14 protein-coding genes are annotated in these 14,732 nt (G+C 66.8%); 6 read left to right on the top strand and 8 right to left on the bottom strand.

Annotation, left to right across the window (positions count from 1 at the left end; translation table 11 throughout):
* Positions 1 to 135 precede the first annotated feature (135 nt).
* Both ACWETB_RS19635 and ACWETB_RS19630 read left to right on the top strand, forming a co-directional pair.
* Positions 136 to 861 (top strand): DUF6474 family protein, encoded by a 726-nt coding sequence (locus ACWETB_RS19635; RefSeq protein ID WP_452213052.1) that lies wholly within the window; start codon positions 136 to 138, stop codon positions 859 to 861.
* Between the two features lie 90 nt (positions 862 to 951).
* Positions 952 to 1,554 (top strand): hypothetical protein, encoded by a 603-nt coding sequence (locus ACWETB_RS19630; protein ID WP_452213050.1) that lies wholly within the window; start codon positions 952 to 954, stop codon positions 1,552 to 1,554.
* A gap of 16 nt (positions 1,555 to 1,570) precedes the next feature.
* Here the strand turns inward: ACWETB_RS19630 and ACWETB_RS19625 are convergent, their stop codons facing one another.
* Together ACWETB_RS19625 and ACWETB_RS19620 are read right to left on the bottom strand one after the other, a co-directional pair.
* A complete protein-coding gene (locus tag ACWETB_RS19625) occupies positions 1,571 to 2,419 on the bottom strand; it encodes an alpha/beta fold hydrolase (RefSeq protein WP_452213048.1) in 849 nt (282 codons plus the stop codon).
* 62 nt (positions 2,420 to 2,481) lie between these two features.
* Positions 2,482 to 3,312 carry a helix-turn-helix domain-containing protein gene (locus tag ACWETB_RS19620; RefSeq protein ID WP_452213046.1) on the bottom strand — a complete coding sequence of 277 codons (831 nt, stop codon included), beginning with the start codon at positions 3,310 to 3,312 and terminating at the stop codon, positions 2,482 to 2,484.
* Positions 3,313 to 3,382: 70 nt separating this feature from the next.
* Here ACWETB_RS19620 and ACWETB_RS19615 point away from each other — a divergent pair, with 70 nt between their 5' ends.
* On the top strand, positions 3,383 to 3,832 hold the full coding sequence (locus ACWETB_RS19615) for a DUF3224 domain-containing protein (protein WP_449742545.1): 450 nt from the start codon (positions 3,383 to 3,385) through the stop codon (positions 3,830 to 3,832).
* A gap of 69 nt (positions 3,833 to 3,901) precedes the next feature.
* Here ACWETB_RS19615 and ACWETB_RS19610 read toward each other — a convergent pair whose 3' ends face one another.
* The gene (locus tag ACWETB_RS19610; protein WP_452213044.1) at positions 3,902 to 5,980 is read right to left on the bottom strand and encodes an ArnT family glycosyltransferase; all 2,079 of its coding nucleotides are present in this window, start codon (positions 5,978 to 5,980) and stop codon (positions 3,902 to 3,904) included.
* Between the two features lie 245 nt (positions 5,981 to 6,225).
* On the opposite strand from ACWETB_RS19610, the gene ACWETB_RS19605 reads away from it, so the two are divergent.
* Complete coding sequence (locus ACWETB_RS19605) at positions 6,226 to 6,792, top strand: Rv1733c family protein (RefSeq protein WP_449742543.1); 567 nt, start codon at positions 6,226 to 6,228, stop codon at positions 6,790 to 6,792.
* Between the two features lie 423 nt (positions 6,793 to 7,215).
* On the opposite strand, the gene ACWETB_RS19600 is transcribed toward ACWETB_RS19605, so the two are convergent.
* From ACWETB_RS19600 to rraA, 3 genes are all read right to left on the bottom strand, one after another.
* Positions 7,216 to 8,406: a CapA family protein gene (locus ACWETB_RS19600; protein WP_452213041.1), complete on the bottom strand. Its 1,191-nt coding sequence runs from the start codon at positions 8,404 to 8,406 to the stop codon at positions 7,216 to 7,218.
* Positions 8,407 to 8,484: 78 nt separating this feature from the next.
* Positions 8,485 to 10,038, bottom strand: a complete 1,554-nt coding sequence (locus tag ACWETB_RS19595; RefSeq protein WP_348807179.1) for a succinic semialdehyde dehydrogenase — start codon at positions 10,036 to 10,038, stop codon at positions 8,485 to 8,487.
* A gap of 36 nt (positions 10,039 to 10,074) precedes the next feature.
* Positions 10,075 to 10,572 (bottom strand): ribonuclease E activity regulator RraA, encoded by a 498-nt coding sequence (gene rraA, locus ACWETB_RS19590; RefSeq protein WP_449742540.1) that lies wholly within the window; start codon positions 10,570 to 10,572, stop codon positions 10,075 to 10,077.
* A gap of 148 nt (positions 10,573 to 10,720) precedes the next feature.
* Here rraA and ACWETB_RS19585 point away from each other — a divergent pair, with 148 nt between their 5' ends.
* The gene (locus ACWETB_RS19585; protein ID WP_452213039.1) at positions 10,721 to 12,238 is read left to right on the top strand and encodes an alpha/beta hydrolase; all 1,518 of its coding nucleotides are present in this window, start codon (positions 10,721 to 10,723) and stop codon (positions 12,236 to 12,238) included.
* 63 nt (positions 12,239 to 12,301) lie between these two features.
* Positions 12,302 to 13,066: a glycoside hydrolase family 16 protein gene (locus tag ACWETB_RS19580; protein WP_452213118.1), complete on the top strand. Its 765-nt coding sequence runs from the start codon at positions 12,302 to 12,304 to the stop codon at positions 13,064 to 13,066.
* 28 nt (positions 13,067 to 13,094) lie between these two features.
* Here ACWETB_RS19580 and ACWETB_RS19575 read toward each other — a convergent pair whose 3' ends face one another.
* Both ACWETB_RS19575 and ACWETB_RS19570 read right to left on the bottom strand, forming a co-directional pair.
* Positions 13,095 to 13,433 (bottom strand): LemA family protein, encoded by a 339-nt coding sequence (locus tag ACWETB_RS19575; protein ID WP_452213116.1) that lies wholly within the window; start codon positions 13,431 to 13,433, stop codon positions 13,095 to 13,097.
* Between the two features lie 373 nt (positions 13,434 to 13,806).
* Positions 13,807 to 14,730 carry an alpha/beta fold hydrolase gene (locus ACWETB_RS19570; RefSeq protein ID WP_452213037.1) on the bottom strand — a complete coding sequence of 308 codons (924 nt, stop codon included), beginning with the start codon at positions 14,728 to 14,730 and terminating at the stop codon, positions 13,807 to 13,809.
* Positions 14,731 to 14,732 lie beyond the last annotated feature (2 nt).

The following is a 14,732-nucleotide window of genomic DNA, read 5'->3' as shown; positions in this document are numbered from 1 at the left end:
GTTTTTTGGCTTCCGGTCCACCGCCTCCTCCCGAGCCTATGCAATGCTTGATCGGGTTCACGTCACCACCGGCCCGGCCACTCCGCGGGCACCCGGGTGAACCGGCCACCGGCAGTCCGCAGCGAAAGGTCCCTGATGGGTGTGTTCTCGTCCGACGGAAAGAGCCGATCTCAGCGTCGCGCCGAGGCCAAGGCGCTGAAGAAGAAGGCCAAGCTCGAGGCGAAGTTCGAGTCGAAGGACCGCCGCAAGGCGGAGAAGTCCCGACGCAAGGCCGAACGCAAACTCCGCGACAAGGAACGCAAGGCCGACGCCAAGGTGGCCGAGAAGGTGGCGCGCAAGTCCGCCAAGGCCGAGCGCAAGGTGGCGAAAGCCCAGGTGAAGGTCGCCGAGGCGGAGACCAAGACGGTCGCCGCCAAGGCCAAGGCGGCCGCCGACGCACGTCCCCTCAGCCCGGCCAGTGTTCGTCGGTACCTCACCGTTGCGCGGCTGGTGGCTCCCATCGTCGCGCCGATCGTCTACCGCGCCGCGGTGGCCGGACGCGGCCGGATCACCTCCCTGCAGGCCGATCGTGCCGGTGTCTCGCCGGAGTTGCTGCGGCAATATTCGGGCCATGGTGCGCCGTTGGCCGCCCGCATCGCCTCGACCCGGACCGCGCTGGAGAAGGTATCCGCCCAGGACACCTCGCACGACGCGAAGACATTCGTCGACACCATGGGCGGACGACTGGACAACCTGTCGATCGCGGTGGAGGCGTCGGAGGCCATGTCGTCCGGACAGCGCCGTACCGCCCACCGCGCGATCAAGGATGAGCTCGGCGCCATCGACGCCGACATCCTGGCACGCCTGGGTGTGCGGGCCTGACCAAACCGCGCGTGCGGCTGTGAGGCAACGCTCCGGTGTCCTCTAGGATCGGGTGAAAGGCCCGGTGACACGCAAGGGAGCGACCTCACGATGACGGAATCGGATCCTGTGGACCCCGTCGACCGACCCGCACCCGAGAACTCGGGCGCGACGCCCGCCGGCGAGAAGGCCGCAGCGAAGAAGACCCCCGCAAAGAAGAGCCCGGCCGCCAAGAAGGCTCCTGCGAAAAAGGCGGTCGCCAAGAAGACCCCCGCCAAGAAGACCCCGGCCAAGAAGGCGGTCGCCAAGAAGACCCCCGCCGCCAAGAAACCGGCCCCGGGCGCCGGGACCGCACCGGCCAAGAAGGCTCCGCCGAAGACCTCACCGAACGCCGGATCTCCTGCGGCGGCACAGAATCCGGCGGCGCCGTCGTCACCCCCGGAACCGCCGACCGTGATGCCGACACCGCAAGTCGACGAGCCTCCGATCATCGAGACGCCAGTCGCCGAGACACCGGTCGCCGAGACGCCGATGCCCGCGACACCGGTCGTCGACGCCGTCGCCGAGGCCGATGCCCAGCGCGCGACGTTCGCGCAGTTGCGCGCAGGCGCCCCCACCGAACTCCCGTTCCCGATCCGCGTGCCGGTGATCGCCGCCGCGATCATCGCGGCCCTCTCGGTGATCGGGGTGCTGCTGCGGCGCCTGCGCCACTGAGCCGGACCCCAGAGCGTCAGGCGGAGTGGGCGATCCGGGCGAGGACCGCGTCGGCCACCGCGTCGGGTCGCCGCTCCGGAATCCAGTGGTCGACACCCTCGAGCACGATGAAGTCGTAGGGCGCGTCGACCATCGCCGCACATCCGCGGGCCCCCGCGCGCGACAGGTAGATGTCGCCATCGCTCCAGATGTAGGTGGTGGGGACCGTCGTCTTGCGACGCATCAGTTCCCGGTCCATGTACCGCATCGCCCGATACCAGTTGAGGCCGCCGGGCAGGGCACCGTAGTCGACGATGTCGGTGCGCAACCTATCGGCAAGTCCCTTGGGCCCGAACCTTTCTGCGCCTTCACTTGCCAACGCCTTGGGCAATAGCCACTCCACCAGGCCCGGGATCTGGAAGACACCTATGTACCACGACCGAAGGAGTTGCCCCCGGGGCATCGCGCGCATGTAGGCACCCGGGTGCGGGACGGCGAGCGTGGTCAGCGTCGCCAACCGGTCCGGGTACCGCAGGGCCACCGCCCACGCCACTATCGATCCCCAATCATGGCCCACCAGATGTACTTTGGGAGCTTCCACGGCGTCCGCGAGGGCCACCACGTCGGCCACCAACTCGGCGATCCGATAGTCACGCACCTTCGCGGGTCGGGCCCGCGGTGAGTACCCGCGCTGATCGGGGGCGATGGTGCGCAGGCCCGCGGCGTTGAGGAGCGGGGTCACCGATCTCCAGCAGTCGGCACGCTCGGGGAATCCGTGGAGCAGGATCACCGGTATCGACGTCTCATCACCGTCGGCGATCGGGCCGGAGTCGACGACATCGAAAACGTAGCCGTCCCTGCTGAATTCGGTGATCTTTCCCGGCATGCCGACCTCCACTGTCCACCCGACGGCCCACTGTGTCGATTTCGGATGGTACATCGTCGGGTTCAGCGATTTCGCAAGTACGCGGCCGGTGAGGTCCCGACGATCCGTGTGAATGCCCGTGTGAGATGTGCCTGATCACTGAATCCGAGGCGCACAGCCGTTTCCGCCCAGTCGATGTCACCGCCCGCGTTGGCGACCGCCGCGACGTCGAGCATCCGGAATCGCTGGATGACCCATTTCGGCCCGATTCCCACGTAGTCGCCGAATTGCCGTTGCAGTGTCCGCAGGCTGACGCCGGCGAGCGCGGCCAGGTGCTCGGCCCGGGTGAGGTCCTGATCGTGTTCGGCGGCGTCCACCAGCGCTCCGACCTCCCCGATCACCGGATCCGCACGCGGCCCGAGCCGTTGCAGCCAGTCACATGCGGCGGCGACGAGATCGGTGTCATCACGCTCCGGGTCGAGGAGTGTCGCCGCGATCGGCCGGTCGTCGACGCCCAGCACGGTCTCCAGCGGCATCACCGATCGGGTCAGGGTACTCACCGGGGCGTTCGAGAATCCGCGAAAACCACCCGGGCGGAACGCAATTCCGACGGTGTGTCCGCGACCGGCGAGGGTTCGCGAGAAATGCAGATCCCCCACCCCGTTGACGTTGAGTCGTCCGCCCTCGGCGGCGAGATGCACCACGGGTTGCGGAATCACCTGCTGCACAACGGGTGTGTCCACGGCCCATCGGACGATCCAGACATAGTCCAGCCACAGCGCCAGGTCCGGCGTCGGCCGATGACGGGTGATCTGCAGCGGCGCGGCGCCGACGGAGGTAATGATCGCCGATCGGCCGCGTCCCTCCGGCTCATCGGTGCCACCGGCAGCGTCGGCGGATGCGTTCTCGCTCATCGCCTCCAGTGTCGGGCTTGATGTCGTGTTTGTTCAAGACCCGGCTGCGGCGACGCGGCAGCCTGAGAACATGACAACCACGACGACACACACCGCAACGGGCACATTCCAGGTGACCGCCTGGTCGGAGACCCCCGTCTACACCCGCGACGACCGCACCGTCGAAATCAGTGGCGTTGCCTACCCGGCACACGGGTTCACCCGCGCCGACGTGTCCTACGACTACTCCGGTGACGTTCACGGGACCGGCACGCTCGCCTATCTGATCGCCTACATCGAGGGCACCGAGGCCCCGACGCTCGGTCTCCAGGCCTTCGAGGGGTCCATCGACGGGCACGACGGAACACTGGTCCTGCGCCACGACGGTTCCCACGATGCCATCGGGGTGCACGAACGTCTCGACATCGTCGACGGGCTCGGCACCGGCGGCCTCGCCGACATGCGTGGCCACGCCGAGATAGAGATCGCCGGCCACAGCGACGACGGGTATCCGATCACCTTCCACTATTCGATGCGCTGAGCAATCCAGGGACGACAACAGCCGCGACCGGAATGGTCGCGGCTGTTGTGCCGGTGTCTGCCGGATGGGTCAGATCAGCTTGTAGACCGTCTGCCCGCCGACGGTGATCGCGGTGAAGTGCTCCGACACCCAGGTGGAGATCTCCGAGTTCCCGCCGGGACCGCCACCGGAACCACCGATGTAGTAGGCGATCTGGCCGTCGGCCACCATCTGCTTGAACTCATCGAGCGTCGGAGCGGGGTCACCGCTCCAACCGCCGATGGCCATCACGGCCTCACCCGAGGCGATCTCGATACCCGCTGCCGACTGCGAACCGTTGGTCGCCGCCGCCCACTTGGTGTCGGAGGCCTGGAGGAGTTTCACCAACTCGGCGCTGGTCGACGCGCCGCCGGGGCCACCCATGCCGCCACCGCCCGAACGTTGTCCGGTCTGCTGGCCGCTGCCCTGGCCGGCGGTCGAGCCCTGACCCTGGCTCTGCGTCGAACCCTGGCTCTGGCTCGAACCCTGGCCCTGCGTCGAACCCTGACCCTGCGTCGAACCCTGGTTCTGTCCGGGCGGTGTGCCGCCTCCGCGGTTACCTCCGCCGCCGGGGCCACCCATGCCGCCACCTTCCATGGAGGTCTGGACCGCGGTCGGGATCGAGCCGCTGTGCGCGGTCGCCGCGGTGGCGATCGAGAAGGCCGCCGTTCCACCGAAACCGGCGAGTGATCCGGCGATCAGTGACGCCGCAACGAGCTTCTTGAGTCCGAGCACGGAGCCGGCGATGACGCCCACAACTGCGACCACGGCGACCACACCGATCAGCCAGCGGCACCACACCGGACCCCAGTCGTTGCGATCGAGCAGGACGATCGACCACGCGGCGGCCAGTCCGATCATCGCGGCCATCGCGATGCGGCCGTCCCAGTGGTCACGTCGACGCCAGGCGAAGACTGCTCCCATGCCGACCAGGGCGCCGATCGCCGGGGCGAGGGCCACCGTGTAGTACGGGTGGATCGTGCCGCTCATGTAGCTGAAGACCATGCCGGTCACCAGCAGCCAGCCACCCCAGGTGACGATGGCGCCGGACTCGACCCGATTCACCCCGTTGCGGTAGGAGAAGGTCGGGAAGCTGCGGATCATCAGGTACACGCCGAAGGCCACCACAAACAGGGCCACGGGCAGCAGCCAGGAGATCTCATTGCCCATCTCCGAGCTGAACAGCCGATCGAGGCCGGTGGAGCCGCCGAACGAACCGCCGGCCGTACCACCGCCACCGCCGGGCCCATTGCCCTGGCCACCGCTGATGCGTCCGACGCCGTTGTAGCCGAGGACCAGATCCATGAACGAGTTGTCGGTGGAGCCACCGATGTAGGGCCGCGAACTCGCCGGCACGATCATCGTGACGACCACGAACCAGCCGGCCGAGACGACCAACGCGAGTGCCGCACCCAGCAGGTGGGCGATGCGCTTGATCCATCCGTTGTTGGCGAAGATCAGGTAGGCCAAGCCGAAGGCCGGCAGTACCAGCAGACCTTGCAACATCTTGGTGAGGAATGCGAAGCCGAGCGCCACACCGACGAGGGCCAGCCAGCGGCCGGAGTTCGTCGCGATGGCCCGCGTCATGCAATATCCGCCGGCGACCATGAGCAGGACCAGCAGCGCGTCGGGATTGTTGAAGCGGAACATGAGCGCCGCGGCCGGTGTGAAGGCGAGGACGGCACCGGCGATGAGGCCCGCGGCGGTGCCGTGACGCGGATCGGTGAAGACGCGACGCATCGTCGCGTACATCAGTGCGACGGCCAACATGCCCATGATGGCCTGCGGGGCGAGTACCGCCCACGAGTTCATCCCGAAGATCCGCACCGACAGTCCGGTCACCCACAGCGAGGCCGGCGGCTTGTCGACGGTGATGAAGTTCGACGGATCGAGGGCTCCGAAGAACCAGGCCTTCCAGCTCTCCGATCCCGCCCATGCCGCGGCGGCGTAGAAGCTGTTGCCGTAGCCGCTGGCCGAGAGATTCCACAGGTAGAGGAATCCGGTTGCGGTCAACAGTCCGGCCAGGGAGAGCTTGCTCCAGGGCACGGCACGTCGGGATCGCCGGTGCGCCGGTGGCGCGGCATCGTCGGCCGGCGGCGACGTGCTCGGCCGGTCCAGAATTGCGGTCATCACTCCTCCTGAGCGGATCGGGGTCTTTTCGCGTGCGCCGTGCCGATAGGCATCACACGCACTGCGTCGAGTACCAGAGTGGGTCGCCGGGCTCCGCTGAGACTGGACACCAACTGGGAGAAGTCTGTGAACGTCGGAGTGTTCTGTTGGTCACAAAAACCACGGTCAACCGGCATTGTGGTTGGCATTGCGGCGCCCAGAGGCCAATTCTGGATACGAGAGTTCCCCTTTGTGACGAGGTTCAGATGGCGGCGCACACCACGTACCGGCGATTCGCCGCGTTCTATCCGTGGTCGACCAACCCGCTGATGCGTCGTGGCGATCGACATCTCGCCCGCGCCGGTTGGTCGGCCGTGCTGGTGACGGTACTGGCGATTCCGCTGTGCATCTGGGCGGCCACCACCACCTATGACTCGGTCACCGCCCGCGCCGATCGTGCGATCCCGGCGTCGGCGACGGTCCTCAGTGTGGTCGCGGCCGACCCGACCGCGATCGACACGTCCGCCACGGTCTCCTGGCGGAACGCCGACGGCACGCACACCGCGATCACGTCGGTACCGCACGGCACCGCGGAGGGTTCGTCGATCGACATCTGGACCACCGCCGATGGTTCCCAGCTGCAGCAGCATGCAGGCCCGTTGGAGCGGATCCTCGGTGCCGTCTGGGTCGGCATTCTCAGCTGGGCGCTGGTCTTCGCCATCATGATCGGCGCGGTTGCACTCGTCCGCCGGCGGGTGGCGCGCGCCCACGCCGATCAGTGGGACCGGGAGTGGCGTCAGGCAGGCAACGCCAACGGTTGGGCCGCGCACTAGCTGCATTTGCCGAGTTCGAATCCGACCCGAACCGAGTGCGGACGGTGGAGGGCGTGGCCGAGGCGCGAAGAAACTCGCCGACCACTCGGTAGGTAGCCGAAACTATTTGTCCTGCAACAGAAACGGATATCCGCACGACTACGGATAAGGGACTACGGATCAGGTCAGTACTCCATCACGACGTTGATGGACCGTCGACGTGGATCACCGATCGAATGACTGGCTCTGCTCTTCTGCGCCAGCCACCACCTTTGACGTAGCACCACACGACCGCGTCGGAAATCCAGGGCAATGGTTCCTGGGTCGGTCTTCCGTGGCGGTAGGACAAATCGGGAACTCCTCGCACCGTGCTCTCGTCAACGAATGCGTGCATTGCGGGAGATCATCACCCACATAACACGCTGCTACCTGCGGAAAGGCATCTCAGCCCGGACCGGCCACAACGGACGGCGATGCCGGCGGCGACGTCACCGGGCGGGGCGCCACCGGAACAAAGGCGTTGACCGCACGACCCCGCAGCGTCGGCGAGATCTCGTTGATGAAGGCCAACACCTCCCGGCCCTCCGCCGGCGGATAGGGCGTCGGGACGTAGTCGTTGTACGCCTCCGTTCGCGAGACCCGCGTCGGGATCACCCGGAAGTCGACACCCCGAACGTCCTTGCCGGACATGTCGAATCGGGTCTGGAGGATGAACGTCCGCTTGTCCGTCGGATTGCTGTTGCCGCCGAAGGCGAAATTGCCGAACGAGTAGGCGATGAGCTTGCCGCGGTAGATCTCCATCGACTGGATCACGTGCGGGTGGGTGCCGACCACCAGATCGGCACCGCTGTCGATGGCGAGGTGGGCCAACTCGGTCTGCACGCTGTACGGCACGTGTTCGGACTCGATTCCCCAGTGCATGAACGGGATCACGACGTCGGCGCCGGCCGCGCGCAGGCGATGGATGTCGGTCACCAGTTTCCGGCGCATCGCCGGATCGTCAGTCCACGCCTGATAGCCGACGAAGCCGAACGTCACACCCTTGACCGTCGTCAGATTACGGATGTCGTAGGTCGATCCCTCACCCTCGTAGCCCGTGCCGAAGTACTCGACGCCGACGCCCCGCAACGCCGCGAGGGTGTCGTCGAAGCCGGCCTGGCCGTAGTCGAAGGTGTGATTGTTGGCGACGGTCACCACGTCGATCCCGCCAGCCAGCAGCGTCGCGGCGAGGGCAGGCTCCCCGTGGAAGTGGTACACCTCGCCCTCGCCCTTGTACCGCTGATTCAGCCGACGGGTCAGTGCCACTTCGAAATTGGCGACGGTGAGGTCGTCGGCGTCGAGGAATCGTTTGACGTTCTGGAAGAAGTAGTCGGGGCGTCGCCCGCTCTGTTCCCAGAGCGTCGGCAGCGAGTTCGAGGTGGAGAACTTGTCGTCGGTACCCAGGATGTTGTCGCCGGTGAAACTGAGGACCAGTTGCTGCTCGACGGGTGGGGGCTCGACGACCGCACTCGTCGATCCCGCGTGTATCGCCACGGCCCCGGTCGGTACCGCCGACGCCGCCGCCACGGCGACGACGACAACCGCCAGCACCACACCCACTCCGACAGCGCGCCATCGGGCTCTTTCACCGAACACCCTTGCATCCAACACGATTCACGTCTCGGGCGCGCGTCGTACAAACGGTGGAAATCGGCGGTGGCGCCCTGACGCGGGTCAGCGGCCGGGCAGGTACTTCAGTGCGCGCATCGCCATCGGGGTCAGCGCACGATAGACGTCCTTGGGGATTCCCGGTGCGCGGTCGATGCCGAGGAAACGTTGTTCGGCGATCGTCTGGGGCTCGGTGTACTTGAGCAATCCCTCCTCGCCGTGACGCCGCCCGACACCGGAGATGCCCATGCCGCCCATCGGGGCGGCCGTCGACGCCCACGCCGCGGCGTATCCCTCGTTGATGTTGACGGTGCCGGCGCGCAGTTTCTCCGCGATCCGCTGGGCTTCCTCGCTGCTGCCCGCGAAGACGCTGGCGTTGAGGCCGTAGTCGGTGTCGTTGGCGAGTTTGATGGCCTCGTCGATGGAATCCACCGGATAGATCGACACCACCGGACCGAAGGTCTCGTTGCCGTAGCAGGTCATCGCGTCGGTCACGCCGGTCAGGACGGTCGGCTCATAGAAGAACGGGCCGAGATCCGCGCGGCGTTTGCCACCGGCAATCACCGTGGCGCCCTTGGACACCGCGTCCTCGACATGCGCCTCGGTGGTGTCGACCTGCGCCGCCGAGGCCAACGAACCCATGTCGGCACGGAAGTCATAGGTCGCGTCCAGCTTCATGTTGCGCACGTATGCACCGAACTTCTCGGTGAATTCGTCGGCGATGATCGCGTCGACGTAGAGCCGCTCGATGGAGATGCACAGCTGTCCCGAGTTCGAGAAACAGGCCCGCGCGGCGCCCTCGACGGCCCGGTCGATGTTGGCACCGGCGGTCACGATCATCGGGTTCTTGCCGCCCAGTTCGGCGGAGAACCCGATGAGGCGTTGACCGGCCTGCGCCGCCAGGGTCGCGCCGGTCGTCGAGGAGCCGGTGAACATCACGTAGTCGGTGGTGGCGACGATGGCCTGCCCGACGACGCTGCCCGGGCCGGGAACGACGGCGAAGAGTTCCTGCGGCAGACCCGCCTCGTACAGCAACTCGGCCAGCGCCAGGGAGCAGTACGGGGTCTGGCTGTCCGGCTTGATGACGACGCCGTTGCCGGCGATGAGCGCGGCCACGGCGTCGGACACCGCGAGCGTCAGCGGATAGTTCCAGGGACTGATGACGCCGACGACGCCCTTGGGCTGGTAGCGCACCCGCACATTGGTCGCCCCCGGGATCAGGCCCTTGACCTTGTGCTCGGCCAGCGCCTTGGGCCCGACGGTGGCGTAGTGCCGCGCGGTGAGGGCGACGTCGATGACCTCTTCCTGCGCGTAGATCCGGGCCTTGCCCGACTCCGCCTGCGCGATGTCCATCAGCGAGTCGGCGTGGCGGTGCACGAGCTCGGAGAACTTCGCGATCACCTTGGCGCGGTCCGCAGCCGGCCGCGCGGCCCACCCTTCCTGCGCGACGCGCGCCCGGGCGACGGCGGTTTCGAGGTCCTGGGCCGTCCCCACCGGAATCGTGGCCATCTCGACGCCGCTGAACGCCTCGAGCACCGGACGGGTCGGACGCTTGTCGGCGTCGTCGATGGCCACCAACGCGCCCAATCGCGCGAAGTACGCAGACGTGGGTTTCGGCATGACGGGACTCCTCGGTGAGTGGTGCGGTCGGAAAGGTCAGACGGCGGCGACGAGGACGATGCCGTCGTCGTCGGAGTAGAGCGTGTCTCCGGGGGCGAAGGTGATCCCACCCAGTTCCACCGGGACATCGCGTTCACCGACACCGGTCTTGGTCGACTTGCGCGGGTTGGTGCCCAGGGCCTTCACACCGATGTCCATTCCGCCGATCGTCTTGGCGTCGCGGATCGCACCGTTGACGACGATGCCGACCCAACCGTTGGAGCGGCCGAGTTCGGCGATGAGATCGCCGACCAGCGCGGTGTGCACCGACGCATCGCCGTCGATGACGAGGACGCCACCGGGGTTGGATTCGCCGAGGATGGACTTCAGCAGCGCATTGTCCTGGAAGCATCGGACGGTGCTGACGGTTCCGACGAACTCGCGGACGCCACCGTACTGGGTGAACTGGGTGTCGCAGCTGCGCACGTCGGCGCCGATCTCGTCGACCAGATCCGCGGTCGGGGTGAAAGTGAGCTCACTCATGCCGACCAGCATAGGTGTTACCCGCGGGCACACGTATGGCCGGTGTGAGCAGGATGACCGTCGGCGCCCCGACAGCTGAGTCACACCTGAAGTTAGCCTTACCTAATCCTTAGGGTAGGGTCGGTTCTCGCCGACCGCCGCCGAGCAAGGAGACCCGACGATGCCGCTCCGGAGCACCTCCGCCACATCCGGAATGCGTCGTCCACGAACGCGCCTTGCGGTCTGCGCCGTCGCCGTGCTCACCACCGTCGGACTGGCCACCGGCGCCGGGCAGGCCTTCGCGGTCGACCCGACCGTCGTCCGGGACGGGTGTGCGTTCACCAGCGACGCCGATCGCGCGGCCAACATCCAGACCTGCTGGGTGTGGTCGGAGTCGATGCAGACCTCGGTGACGGTCAAGATCCGGCCGTCAGATCAGGAGGCAGGCGAATCCGAACAGGCCGTGTACTTCCTCGGCCAACTCAGCGACCCGAGCACCAACGGCCGCGGCGATCTGTACGGCACCGAGTACAACCTCGTCGCCATCCCCGATTCGGCCACCACCTGGTCGGCAAACTGGCAGTCGACACCCCGCGACAACGACGGCAACGTCCTCACCACCTACGAGGGGGGCGAGTTCGATCCGGCCTGGGAGACCTTCGTCGGGGAAGAACTGCCCGCATTCCTGAATGAAGAATTCGATATCAGCACGTCGGGGAATGCCATCTCCGGCCTGTCGATCTCCGGCGGACAGGCCATCAATCTGGCGCTGAAATATCCCGACGTCTTCTCCGTCGCGGTGTCCCGTTCGGGCTATTACCAGACCGACAATATCTTCGGGTATCTCGCAGTACCGTTCATTCTCGCCACCCGACAAGGCGTGTCCAACGGCTTCGACGCGCTCTGGGGCAACCCGTTCCTACCGGGTAACACATGGGCCGCCAACGACGTCGCCGCGCGGATCGCGGAGGCGAAGGCCAACGGGCAGACCATCATCGTCTCCACCGGCAACGGCCTGCCCGCATCGCAGGCCGAGTGGGACGAGATGATGGCCCAGGGCGGGATCCTCAACGTCGCGATCGGCGTCGGCCTCGAGGTCGTGTCGTTCGCGTCGACACTGCTGCTCAACGCACAGGCCGACCTCCTGGGACTGCCCATCGAGTTCATCTACACCGACGGCGCCCACACCTGGAACCGGTGGATTCGCACCGACGCCGAAGAAGTCGCCAAACTCGAAGAGGCGCTGAAGAAGTACGCCGTCACCTCGACTGCGCCCACCTCGACTGCGCCCACCTCGACTGCGACCGTGTCCGCACGCGCCGTATCTGATGCGTCCCCATCGGAATCGTCCACACCGGAAGTCGATTCGGCATCGACACCCACAGCATCGACACCCACAGCATCGACCCCGATGGCCACCGACCCCGACGAGACCGAGGACTCGCCGGCATCGTCAACGACTACATCAACGCAGTCGACGACGACATCAACACCGTCGACGCCGGCACCGACGTCCACATCCCCCTCGACCTCGACCTCGACCGAACAGAGTTCCGACCCGATAACCCCCGACCCCACAACCCTCGATACGTCGACGCCGACCTCGGAAAGTGTTCCGGATTCCGACGATTCCGCCGCCTCCAAAATTGCGGCTACCACATCCGCTTCACCGACAACAAAGAATGCGATTTCCGACTGAAAGAATGCGCATTCCGGCCCGGCAGCCGACAAAATACTCTGCTATGTTCTACCCGTGCCGAAAATGCGTCTGCGACCATTGGTGTCGACATTCCTTCGCCCCATTCTCGCCCTCGGCGTGGTCGCCGGAGCGACGATCGCGGCCGATCCGGGCGACGCACACGCCCTCGACCTCGGATCGTCGTCATCGGCCCGGTGCACCGCAACCGCCGCCGCCCAACATGGCTGGGGCACGCCCGATCACGCCGATGACTTCAACTCGCTGAGCAACTGGCACGTCTACGAGGGCGCCGGCCATGCCGGGAACGGCAGCCGCACGCGCGACGCGGTGTCCATCTCCGACGGCGCATTGGCGATCACCTCGAGCATCAACGGCGACTCCGGTGGCGTCACCCCCACGTGGGCGGGACGCAAGTACGGCCGCTGGGAGATCTGTGCCAGAACCACCATCGCATCGCCGAATTGGCATGCGGTGGCGCTGCTCTGGCCCGACGCGGAGGACTGGCCGGTCGGCGGCGAGGTCGACTTCATGGAGATCGTCGACGCCACCCGGCAGGCGGTCCAGTACAACCTGCATTTCAGCGCCCAGGACACCGTCGAATCCCACACCACCTTCATCGACGCCACCGCCTGGCACAGTTGGGCGGTGGAGTGGACGCCGTCGCATATCGCGGTGTTCCGCGACGGTGTCCAGTGGGCGATCAGCACCGATCCCGCACGGTTCCCGCCGCGCGCCATGCACCTGGCCCTGCAACTCGACAACTTCGGCGGCATCATCGTCCCGACCGGGCAGATGTTCGTGGATCGGGTCGCCGAATACGGCATCTGAACCGACAACCCGGCCACCGGTACCGGGTTCAGGCCGGATCGTCCCGATCACCGAAGAGTCGATCCACGTCGACCACATCCCGCACCGACACGTCGCCGATCTCGAAGTACTGCTCCGGCGTCACCCGATGCAGCGACGCCACCACCGAGGCGGGCACACTGCCGATCCCGGTGTTGAGGGCGCGGACGTTGGCGTTGTAGAGGGGCCGCGCGACGACGATCCGGTCCTCGGTGTCGCCGAGTTCTCGTTGCAGCGCTTCGTAACTGCGCACGACGCCGAGGTCCGGGTACTCCTCGGCCAACGCACCGAGCCGCCCGAGGGTGGCGGTCAGCGCATCTTCGGCGTCGCCCACCGCGGCGACATCGATCGCCGCGGGGCACCACAGCCGGCAGTCGCAGTGCGAACACGTTGCGATAGTGGCTGCTCATCTGAATGCGGTTGTTGTTCCATCAGGTGAAGTGGAAGTACGTCGCGGGGTACGCGCCGCGCTGCCCGGTCATGCCCGTCCCGGACGCGCTTGCGGCGGGCCCGGCGGACCGAGAACGGCGGCACCTCCCATTGCGGTGCCGACCACAGCGGATCACGCCGATAGGTGAAGTCGTTGGCGGTCGCCCACGCCTGTGTCCACCGACGGCCCACGACCTTGAGGATGACGCCCGCCGGGAGGAAGGCCAGCAACGGCGTGGGCGATGAGCAGTACCCAGGTCAGCGGACGTCCGTGGCACGTGGGCACCGACGAATCAGTTCTTCGGCCCGGTCGGTCCCCCGAATGGTCTCGGCAACGCCCGCACCTCGTCGATGATCCGCGCGAGTGCCTCGGGTTGGTCGAGGACGATGAAGTGTCGTGACCGGAGTGCCCGAATCGAACCGCCCAACATCCGGGCATACCGTTGCTGCTTCCACCGCCAGACCCGTTGCCACACCGACGGTCCGGACAGCGCCACCACCACAACCACCGGCACCGGCGGGATCTCGGCCACCTTCCGCATCTGGCGAAGCGCTTCGTTGATGGCCGGAAACGCCGCATTCTCCACCAGCGTGGCCAGCAACACCGACGTACCACCGAAGAGCTGTTCGGCCCACGCCTGCTCCGCGTCGCCGAACCCTTCCGGCGGTTGCGGCAGGAGGCGTGCACGCAGCAGCGCTCGGCCGTGCAGCCGAAGATCGGTGCGCCGAGCGACCTCCCGCACGACGGCGATCAACCGATGGGCGTTGGCGACGCGGAATGCGGTCGGCACCAGTCGCCACGGCAGCAGGACGAACGATCCGTCGAGCATCACCACCGCGGCAATGCGATCCGGATGTGCGCGAGCAAAGCCCTCGACGTAGAGCGAGGCCAACGAATGCCCCACCACCACCACCGGCTCGGTGACCCCCACCGCGTCGAGAACCGCACGCATGCGCTCGATTTCGTCGGCGAGCGTCGGAACATGACCGGGCGCCGGCTCCTCGGAGAAGCCGTATCCGGGGCGGTCGTAACGGATCACCCGCCGCGATCGTGCGCGCAGCCGCCAGGCGATCGCATCGAGATCGAACCAGTTGCTGCCCAGCGCCGCCATCAGCAGCACCGGATCACCGACCCCCTGATCGACGACATGTATTCTCCGACCGGCGATCTCGAAGAACGTCCCCGGCGGTTGCCGCACCGTCGTCAGATCCTGCATCG

The organism is Gordonia sp. NPDC003950, assembly GCF_053605205.1.
The sequence above is the reverse complement of the archived record's forward strand: the minus strand, read 5'-3'. Positions and strand labels throughout refer to the sequence as shown.

What these genes read in the sequence shown, in the direction of transcription:
- ACWETB_RS19620 (WP_452213046.1), bottom strand. Translation starts at nt 3,312, where the DNA reads ATGAGCGAGAACGCATCCGCCGACGCTGCCGGTGGCACCGATGAGCCG.
- ACWETB_RS19635 (WP_452213052.1), top strand. Translation starts at nt 136, where the DNA reads ATGGGTGTGTTCTCGTCCGACGGAAAGAGCCGATCTCAGCGTCGCGCC.
- ACWETB_RS19585 (WP_452213039.1), top strand. Translation starts at nt 10,721, where the DNA reads ATGCCGCTCCGGAGCACCTCCGCCACATCCGGAATGCGTCGTCCACGA.
- ACWETB_RS19595 (WP_348807179.1), bottom strand. Translation starts at nt 10,038, where the DNA reads ATGCCGAAACCCACGTCTGCGTACTTCGCGCGATTGGGCGCGTTGGTG.
- ACWETB_RS19610 (WP_452213044.1), bottom strand. Translation starts at nt 5,980, where the DNA reads ATGACCGCAATTCTGGACCGGCCGAGCACGTCGCCGCCGGCCGACGAT.
- ACWETB_RS19625 (WP_452213048.1), bottom strand. Translation starts at nt 2,419, where the DNA reads ATGCCGGGAAAGATCACCGAATTCAGCAGGGACGGCTACGTTTTCGAT.
- ACWETB_RS19630 (WP_452213050.1), top strand. Translation starts at nt 952, where the DNA reads ATGACGGAATCGGATCCTGTGGACCCCGTCGACCGACCCGCACCCGAG.
- ACWETB_RS19580 (WP_452213118.1), top strand. Translation starts at nt 12,302, where the DNA reads ATGCGTCTGCGACCATTGGTGTCGACATTCCTTCGCCCCATTCTCGCC.
- rraA (WP_449742540.1), bottom strand. Translation starts at nt 10,572, where the DNA reads ATGCTGGTCGGCATGAGTGAGCTCACTTTCACCCCGACCGCGGATCTG.
- ACWETB_RS19605 (WP_449742543.1), top strand. Translation starts at nt 6,226, where the DNA reads ATGGCGGCGCACACCACGTACCGGCGATTCGCCGCGTTCTATCCGTGG.
- ACWETB_RS19570 (WP_452213037.1), bottom strand. Translation starts at nt 14,730, where the DNA reads ATGCAGGATCTGACGACGGTGCGGCAACCGCCGGGGACGTTCTTCGAG.
- ACWETB_RS19615 (WP_449742545.1), top strand. Translation starts at nt 3,383, where the DNA reads ATGACAACCACGACGACACACACCGCAACGGGCACATTCCAGGTGACC.